The sequence below is a fragment of the Bacillus sp. EKM202B genome, from assembly GCF_011066025.1.
Classification (GTDB): domain Bacteria; phylum Bacillota; class Bacilli; order Bacillales; family Bacillaceae_G; genus Bacillus_A; species Bacillus_A toyonensis.
The window spans coordinates 1-4,735 of record NZ_JAAMNK010000072.1 but is presented as its reverse complement, the minus strand read 5'-3'; the positions used below and the strand labels follow the sequence as shown (position 1 = coordinate 4,735).

The 4,735-nt window shown below is 32.5% G+C and carries 3 protein-coding genes; 1 reads left to right on the top strand and 2 read right to left on the bottom strand.

From position 1 onward, the window contains the following. Positions 1-886, bottom strand: an 886-nt coding sequence (locus tag G9F74_RS29230; RefSeq protein WP_185157065.1) for a peptidoglycan-binding domain-containing protein, incomplete at its 3' end; no start/stop codon positions are given. Between the two features lie 592 nt (positions 887-1,478). On the opposite strand from G9F74_RS29230, the gene G9F74_RS29225 reads away from it, so the two are divergent. Further along, entirely contained in the window at positions 1,479-2,360 is an 882-nt protein-coding gene (locus G9F74_RS29225; protein ID WP_097854747.1) for a hypothetical protein, read from the top strand. Between the two features lie 1,029 nt (positions 2,361-3,389). Here the strand turns inward: G9F74_RS29225 and G9F74_RS29220 are convergent. Beyond that, a partial coding sequence (locus tag G9F74_RS29220; RefSeq protein WP_165406415.1) for a glycoside hydrolase domain-containing protein occupies positions 3,390-4,735 on the bottom strand: 1,346 nt, incomplete at its 5' end.

Below are 4,735 nucleotides of genomic sequence, written 5' to 3'. Positions count from 1 at the left end.
ACGCTTTTCCTTTTCGATCGGGATCCCCGGTACTAACTAAAGCCGATAACCAAGTTGACTTATTCGCAACACCATCTATAGGAAGGAGTGTGAATTCTTGGAACACTTTAACTGCGCTTTCTACGCTCGCATTATATGTCGTTGAAAACGAACCAGAATCATGACCATTAAAATACAAAGCATATTGGAATAATGTAACAAATCTACCCGAACTACCTACTTTTAGAATTGGTAATCCATTCTTTGTCGCAGGACCAATCGAACCAGTTTGAGAATCTGCAGCAATTCCCATTTCTGTTTGTAAACCGTACACTAAAGCTTTATTTGTACCACGTTGGTAATGACCATCCGTTGGTTGAACACCAGACGTTGTGTAATATTTATTATTTAAATCTTGTTGAATTTGTCGTACTTTCGCATCTCCACCCGTAGTTAGACGATACGCATCCATTGTTAAGAAAGCTTTGAAAATATAATCATACACTGTACCATCAGTGACTGGAAGACCAGCATCTTTTTGTAAACTTACAACTGCACTTTTTGTTTTTTCATCAAAAACATCATCAAATTTTCCAGGGTTATATCCTTTACAATACATAGCACCTTTTAAAATTGTAACAATCGCTTTTCCTGTTGCATCAGTAGGAACTTTTCCTAAAGTCATTTCACCCCACTGCTTATATTTATAAGCTGTAGTTGGTCCGAATGCATCTGCAAGCGAAGTAATGGCTAATTCAATTTGAAGCGCTCTTGTTAAAGCATACATAGTTGACCAACCTGTTTTACCATTTAAAGGCGCTGGCTGAAAACCTTCAACTTTTCCATATTTCAAATTGACCCATGTTTGTACTGCAAACACTGCTGGATCTCCCTTTGTTTCTACCATTATAAATCCTCCCCCTTTTTCTTTTTAATGAAGCCTAATGTAAATTAGGCTCTTACTCTATTAAGTGAAATGAAGTTAGAATAAATATAAAATTCTTAAAATAATTTAAGATAAACGAAAATAGCTATACTATCCGATTTGATAGTTTATCAAATTGGATAGTATAGCTATTTTCTAATGATTTTCGTTGACTTTTGGAGTAAAGACTGGGTCATTATGTAGGAACGAATCCTTACATATTAGGGATCTATCGATATAGTAAGTGAAATTAGTATGCGAAATCACTAGTGGTTCTGCTCGTATAGTCACTCTTTCTGAACTTTTAATCTAAAACAATTTATGGTTCTTTTTGTTTATGATAGACTTATATTTCCATGTACTTTTAATTGCGAATTTTTTAAAAGTTAAACCATTTATATTTGGATGTTTGATAATATCGTTTTTTCTTATTAATCAAATGCATCAGACTTTGGAGTAACTGCATAAATTGTTTCGTTAATATTGTGAAGAAGTATACTTAAGCCCACATGGCAGTTTAGTTGACTAAAAAATGTTATAATATTATTAAAAATTTAGAAAAGTAGGGAGCAAAATGAAGAGTATTAAAAGGTTGATTCAAGTCACCTTGGTAAGTACATCATTCTTAATTCTTAGTGGATGTTACTTCTCTAAAGATAAACTCAATCAGCCCATACAAGAATATTTAAAAACAAACTATGGAATACAAGGTGAATTTTCTGTTATTAAGACAAGTAATGATTGGCTTGTAGATATTGGCCATCAAACTTATGTAGAAACAAAAAAGCCATATCGTGCTTATCCGTTCTTAATGATTGAAAAAGATACTTTGAAAATATTAAAAGATGATAGTGACGATATCTATCTCGAACAATTCAAGGGAGCATATATTGAGCAACATCCAGAAGTAGTTCAAGTAATGAAACAGATCATAAAAAAATATGGGTTAGTAAAATATCCCAATAATGCTGTCCCAGAAGAAAATGGTCCTATTCGTATATTTCCTTACAATAACATTGGAATAAATGTAAATGATCACCAAAATCTACTTGATAATTTCAAAAAGACCCAAACGATAGATACTACTGAACTTTTATCTACATTAATACCAGGTGACCTGGAAAATAAAAATCGTAATGGCATGTATCTAGGTGTCATAAATTTTCTATTTGAATTTGACATGTATAAAAATAAACATCCTATTCCAAAAGCCAAAGATCTAATTGAGGATTTTCAAAAAAGTAGAGTATTAACAAAAGGAATATACAGTATTAAAATGAGAGTAGATGATTCAAACCCTGATCGCTACTATATGGGGTCGGAAAATAATAATAATATAGCTTTGTTTGAAGTCGCTGGAAATGGTGAATATACCATAATTGCTACTCCTAAAAGTGAGGATTTATATGACACTTACTATTATGGTGATTACGCAGCTAAAAAAAATATAAAATAGAATTTTAGGTTGATTTGTTCAATCTTTTTTCAAAATGCGTTCTTAATTTTTGCTCGTTTATCAAGATTATTAGTATTAATACATTTCTATTATTATGCTCATCATTGCAGCAGGAACTAGTCTGACAGGGCTTTACTTAAAAAGAAAAAATATTGAGAACGGATCGTTCCTCTCTCAAAATAGAGAGAGATTTGCTCTGTAACAAGAATTTTATTAAATTAAGTGTAGGAGTAATTTGAATGGATTGAGTACCAAAGAATAAAGGCAAAAACCTTTTGTTATTGATTTATTTTAGTTTAGAATTCATCAGTAACATCGCAGTCGGGATTGACATATTCGCAATTCTTTATAGGAAAAATGAAAGATGCATAAAACATCCACAATTCTCATTTTGTTTTAACGAAGAACACCTGCTGCAAATTGATCATAAGTAAGTCATTCATATGGATGATTAGGAGGAAGCATCTGTGATATCCCCAAGTCGGTTGCAATCCTTTATTACCGTGTTTTATACACCTAATCCTATTTAATAGGGTGGTTTTAAAAGATGGAACTTCCACATTCAAGAATTATGTGAACATGAAAGTCCTCCAGTTAAAGAATCTGGAGGACTTTTAATAGTCTTTTAAATATCTTGAATCCCAATAATAGGATGTTATCTTAACCTTCCTGCATGTATATTTATCATTTTTTTGCTCTTATTCTCATTTGAGATAACCCTCTTTTTTCCCTTTCATGTGGGTCCCGTCCTACACTTTTTATTCCACAGCTTACGTTCAAAATATCGAAAATTCATATCTTCAGCGAATCATCAAAATTTCACTCTTCCCAAAGACTTTGCTGTTGAACCAGTACCTACATTCTTGTAACCAGGGACAAAAAGTATAGTTCATTTCATAATTTTTTGTAATTCGTACAGTTTACTGTTAAATATTCACAAAAAACCAGCTATATTATGCAAGATATACACAATATAGCTGGTCCTTACTATTTTTCAATAAAAGTATAGTGACTTTACGAGAAATACTTCTAGTTTAATTTTACTTCTTTAAAGCGAGATCCACTATGGTAATATTCAAAAACAAGTAATGGATTCATACTTTTGTCAACCTTTTCGTTATATCCGTCATAATGATATACTGTTCCTAAGTCATCTCCAAAACCACTTATAAGGTCCTGTTTAATACGATGATTAATTATAAGATCATCATATTTTTTTAATTTATCATTAGCGAGTTTAACTACTACTTTTGCTTTATATGCATTATCAATAAATTGCATAAGTGGATTAAAACCTGGTGCATTAAATGTCACTGCGTATGATTTAACCGAAGGTAAATTTCCATCAATTATTTCACTTTGTACCCATTGTGCTAAGTAGCCACCAAGTGAATGACCTGTAATGTACAAATGACTCATCTTGTTACGATCAATATCAGTCTCTATTAATGTTTTAACATACTTAGCAGCCTCTTCAGCTTGTAAATTTGCAACATTGTTCCCTACTTGTAAAAAGTCTTGTACTACCCAGTCCGTCAACTGTTGTGAACCTCTAAATGCAACAGTATAAGCATATTTGTCCTTAGAAATCTCTTTTTTATACACATATACATCAAAAGAAGTTTTTGATTTACCTGTATGTTTTCGGTGTAATAACCAACCTCCTGGACTCTTAGATTCGTTCACTACTAGACCATCATCATACGTAGAGCTTGCCATTGCAAGAAGTTGAAGTGTAAGTGATAGATTTTCCTTTTCTATTTTTTTAACACCATTATCTCGGTCTGATTTAATATTATTATCTATTTCAATAAGACCACTACCTGATCCAACTTTGATCGTTGAGATTTGATCAAATGCCCAGTTTTTTGGCAGCGGAAATCCTAAATTCCCACTAAATCCTGTGGACATGCCACTAACAAAACTTGTCTTCGCATAACCTTTTTCTGAAACTTGAATACATACGTTTCGAGCCCCATAAACACCTACATTATAAGATCCACCAAGTTGAGCCATTTTCTCATTTAAGGCTTTGAAATGAGGAAGAATATTATCCGTAATATCTGTTCCATATGCATCAAAATCAACTGCAAAATAAATAGTTGTACCATATGGGAATCCATATTCTTGCGCTGCATCGTATGCTGCTTTTGCATCCTCTCTACCTTTGTCCGCACTAAAGCTTGAAGCCTCTCTACCATTAGCTTGGTAAATTGGAAATACAGATAATCCAGCATCAAAAATATTTTTTAATTCACCTGATTGTATTTTTTTATTTTTACCACCTGGGACATTAATAAGATAACGTCCTACAGTTTCATAACCAGCAGCCTTTAAAGCTTTACCTCTCTCTAAAGTGACTTCCGTTATACAAT